Below are 3,768 nucleotides of genomic sequence, written 5' to 3' on the forward strand. Positions count from 1 at the left end.
GACATGGACGATGCGCGCCTGGGCCGAGAGCTCGGACAGCGCGACGGTCGCGTCCGGCACGGTGAAGTCCAGAACGCCCTCGGCATCGAGCACGAGCGGCAGCGGATCGTCGGTCACCGCGACGCCGAGCGGGCCGACGCCCGCGAGTTCGCCCGCGTCAAGGCCGACCGCCTCGGAGCCCGGCCGCTCGAAGGCGCCGGCGACCACCGCGCCGTCGGTCTCGTGGATGGCGCGGACGAGCGCCCGGCCCATCCGCCCGGCGGCTCCGGCGACGATCAGGCGCATGGCGGACATGGTCGGCCCCTCGGTTGGCTTCGATCGCACGCTCTAAGGCCGCAGACCGGCCGTCCGGTCAACCCAAAGCCCCGCGTTGGCGCCCAACGTCGCGCCGTCCTGCTCAAAATTGCGCGGCCTTCTGTCGCTTTTCGACCTTCCGCCCACGACATCCGGACCTAGAACCATTATGAAGTCGGCGGGATGATGCGCCACATGACATATGACGACGTCTTTCGTCGCGCGGTCGACCAGCTGCACGCCGAGAAGCGGTACCGAGTCTTCGCCGACCTCGAGCGCCGCGCCGGCGATTTCCCGCGCGCGACCTGGCATGCGCCCGAAGGCGCGCGCGACGTCGTGGTCTGGTGCTCCAACGACTATCTTGGCATGGGCCAGCACCCGGCGGTCATCGAAGCGCTGGTCGAGACCGCGGAGAAGGTCGGGGCCGGGGCCGGCGGCACGCGGAACATCGCGGGCACCAACCACCCCCTCGTGCTGCTCGAGCAGGAGCTCGCCGACCTCCACGGCAAGGAGGCGGGTCTTGTCTTCACCTCCGGCTATGTCTCCAACGAGGCGTCGATCTCGACGCTGGCGCGGCTACTGCCCGATTGCCTGATCCTGTCCGACGCGCTGAACCACGCCTCGATGATCGCCGGGATGCGCGGCTCGGGCTGCTCGCGCAAGATCTTCGCCCATAGCGACCTCGGCGACCTCGAGCGGCTCCTCAAGGAGGCCGGCCGCGAGCGGCCGAAGCTGATCGCCTTCGAGAGCGTCTATTCGATGGACGGCGACGTCGCGCCGATCGGCAAGATCTGCGATCTCGCGCAGGAATACGGCGCGATGACCTATCTGGACGAAGTGCATGCCGTGGGGATGTATGGCCCCCGCGGAGCCGGCATCGCCGAGCGCGACGGCGTGATGCACCGGGTCGACGTGATCGAGGGCACGCTCGCCAAGGCGTTCGGCGTGATCGGCGGCTACGTCGCTGCCTCGAAGCCCATCGTCGACGCGATCCGCGGCTATGCGCCGGGCTTCATCTTCACCACGGCCATGCCGCCCGCGATCGCCGCGGCCGCCCGCGCGTCGGTGGCGCATCTCAAGGCGAGCCAGTCGGAGCGCGACCGGCATCAGCGCCAGACGCTGCAGACCAAGATCGCGCTCTCCGCCCGCGGCCTGCCGGTGATGCCGTCCGAGACTCACATCGTGCCGGTGCTGGTCGGCTGCCCGGAGAAGGCCAAGGCGGCGTCGGACCTGCTTCTCGCCGAGCACGGAATCTACATCCAGCCGATCAACTATCCGACGGTGCCGCGCGGCACCGAGCGGCTGAGGATCTCCCCTTCCCCGCTGCACGACGACGCGCTGATCCGCGAACTCGCCGTCGCGATGGACGCCGTATGGTCCAGGCTCGACCTGCCGCGCCGCTACGAGGCCATCGCGGCCGAGTAGCAGCCCGCGGCAGGCGGCGCGTCTCTGATCCCGCTAGCGTCATCCGCATGCCGAATCACAAGCACATCCTCAGCGTGGCGTCGCAGCTGATCGTCGCGGCGCCTGCGATCGAGAGCGCCTGACGGACGCCTGCGCAGGCGCTATGGTCCGGCGCTCGCCGGGAGGACGCAGTGCAGGTCGAAGGACGGGATTTTCGGACGATCTGGCCGGACCGCGGCCATGTCTCGGTGATCGACCAGACGCGGCTGCCGCACGCCTTCGAGACGGTCTCGCTGCGTTCGATGGAGGACGCCGCCCGCGCCATCGCCGACATGGTGGTGCGGGGCGCCCCGCTGATCGGCGCCGCCGGCGCCTACGGGGCGGCGCTCGCCATGTGCGACGACGCCTCGGATGACGGTCTCAGGCGCGCCTGCGCCCGGCTGCTCGCGACGCGGCCGACTGCGGTCAATCTGCGCTGGGGGCTCGAGCGCATGGAGCGGCGGCTCGCGGCCCTGCCCGCCTCCGACCGCGCCGACGCCGCCTTCGCCGAGGCCGCGGCGATCGCGGACGAGGACGCCGAGACCTGCGCGGCGATCGGCAACCACGGCGAGAGCTTGATCCGCGCCGCATTCGAAAAATCCGGCCGCGACCGCGTCAACGTGCTGACCCACTGCAACGCCGGATGGCTCGCGACCGTGGATTGGGGAACCGCGCTTGCGCCGATCTACAAGGCCCATCGGGCGGGGCTCCCGGTTCATGTCTTCGTCGACGAGACGCGGCCACGGAACCAGGGCGCGAGCCTGACCGCCTGGGAGCTCGCCCAGGAGGGCGTCGCCCATACCGTCATCGTCGACAACGCCGGCGGGCACCTGATGCAGCGCGGCGAGGTCGACCTCTGTATCGTCGGCAGCGACCGCACGACACGGGCCGGCGACGTCTGCAACAAGATCGGCACCTATCTGAAGGCGCTGGCCGCGAAGGATTGCGGAGTGCCGTTCTACGCCGCGCTGCCGGCCTCGACGGTGGACTGGAGGATCGTCGACGGCCTCCGCGACATCCCGATCGAGGAGCGCTCGCCGGAAGAGGTCACGCATCTCGCCGGCATGGCCGTGGACGGGCGCGTCGAGAGGGTGCGGCTGACGCCCCAGGCGACGCCCGCCCGCAACCCCGCCTTCGACGTGACGCCGTCGCGCCTCGTCACCGGCCTCATCACCGAACGCGGCGTCTGCGACGCGAGCGCCGAGGGGCTGGCCTCGCTGTTTCCCGCGGAGGCCAAAGCCGCGTGACCAGCCTGTGGTCGGACCGGGATGCCGCCGCGACTGTCGCGGCCTACGCCAAGCGCGGCGTCGGCGAGGATCTGGCGTTGCGCACCTACACGGCCCGGCTGCTCGGCCGCGACCCGGCGCTCGTCATGCATGGCGGCGGCAACACGTCGGTGAAGACGCGTGCGACCACCGTCCTCGGCGAAGAGATCAACGTCCTGCGCGTCAAGGGCAGCGGCTGGGACCTCGCGACCATCGAGCCCGCGGGCCATCCCGCCGTCCGCCTCGAACCGCTCAGGCGTCTCCGGTTGCTCGACGCGCTCTCCGACGAGGAGATGGTCAACGTCCAGCGCCAGAACCTGATGGACTCCGCCGCCCCGAACCCGTCGGTCGAGACGCTGCTGCACGCCTTCCTGCCCCAGAAATTCATCGACCACACCCATTCGGTCGCGGTTTGCGCCATCGCGGACCAGCGCGAGGCCGAACGCCTCTGCGACGAGGTCTGGGGCCGGCGGGTCGGTCTCGTGCCTTACATCATGCCGGGCTTTTCGCTGGCGAAGGCCGCCGCCGAGGTCTTCGAGCAGAGCCCCAAGGTCGAGGGCCTGATCCTGCTCAAGCACGGGATCTTCTCATTCGGCGAGACCGCCCGGGACTCCTACGAGCGCATGATCGATCTCGTCGCGGCGGCGGAGGCCTTCATCACGTCGCGCGACCGGACGCTGTCGGCGATCTCGATCCCGTTCCGATCCCGTTCCGTCGCGCCTCCGCCCACCTGTTTCCAGCGGGGAGAGGTCGACGCGGCGCAAGC

General features: G+C 70.4%; 3 protein-coding genes and 1 pseudogene. 3 read left to right on the plus strand and 1 reads right to left on the minus strand.

All coding sequences use genetic code 11. The features are described 5' to 3' along the window. Nucleotides 1–294, minus strand: a pseudogene (locus EK403_RS23350) (4-hydroxy-tetrahydrodipicolinate reductase); the annotation flags it as partial. A 195-nt stretch (nucleotides 295–489) separates the two neighbouring features. On the opposite strand from EK403_RS23350, the gene hemA reads away from it, so the two are divergent. From hemA to EK403_RS16990, 3 genes are all read left to right on the plus strand, one after another. Continuing rightward, nucleotides 490–1,719, plus strand: a complete 1,230-nt coding sequence (gene hemA / locus EK403_RS16980; RefSeq protein ID WP_128778654.1) for a 5-aminolevulinate synthase — start codon at nucleotides 490–492, stop codon at nucleotides 1,717–1,719. A 170-nt stretch (nucleotides 1,720–1,889) separates the two neighbouring features. After that, on the plus strand, nucleotides 1,890–2,984 hold the full coding sequence (gene mtnA, locus EK403_RS16985; RefSeq protein WP_128778655.1) for an S-methyl-5-thioribose-1-phosphate isomerase: 1,095 nt from the start codon (nucleotides 1,890–1,892) through the stop codon (nucleotides 2,982–2,984). Continuing rightward, nucleotides 2,981–3,768, plus strand: a 788-nt coding sequence (locus EK403_RS16990) for a class II aldolase/adducin family protein (RefSeq protein ID WP_206659567.1), incomplete at its 3' end; no start/stop codon positions are given. The genes mtnA and EK403_RS16990, both read left to right, overlap by 4 nt.

Origin of the sequence: Hansschlegelia zhihuaiae (assembly GCF_004103825.1) — a bacterium.
Taxonomy (GTDB): domain Bacteria; phylum Pseudomonadota; class Alphaproteobacteria; order Rhizobiales; family Methylopilaceae; genus Methylopila; species Methylopila zhihuaiae.

Coding starts and splice junctions, on each gene's coding strand:
- hemA (WP_128778654.1), top strand. CDS start 490: ATGACATATGACGACGTCTTTCGTCGCGCGGTCGACCAGCTGCACGCC.